This is a genomic window from Cupriavidus sp. 8B (assembly GCF_054589115.1).
The window spans coordinates 1-258 of record NZ_BAAILO010000618.1 but is presented as its reverse complement, the minus strand read 5'-3'; the positions used below and the strand labels follow the sequence as shown (position 1 = coordinate 258).

Annotated in this window: 1 protein-coding gene; it reads left to right on the top strand. The window is 62.0% G+C overall.

Annotation, left to right across the window (positions count from 1 at the left end; translation table 11 throughout):
• Positions 1–258: helix-turn-helix domain-containing protein (locus ACYP5B_RS50980; RefSeq protein ID WP_459575111.1), on the top strand; the 258-nt coding region annotated here is incomplete at both ends.

Sequence of the window (258 nt, the reverse complement as noted above, 5' to 3'; positions counted from 1 at the left end):
GCCACGACAGTTCAGCGATGGGTCCGACGTTTCGAGCGTGGCGGTTTCGAGGGCTTGCGGGAAGGTGAACGGCCTGGACGTCCGCGTGCGTTGGATAAGTCGCAATGGGCTCGCATTGAAGCGGATCTGCGTAAGACACCACGCGACTTCGGATTTGAAGCGGGCCTGTGGGATGGGCCCGTTCTGTCGGAGCACTTGCGTCAGCGCTATGGCATCAAGCTGGGCGTGCGTCAGTGCCAGCGGCTGTTTCGCCAGATG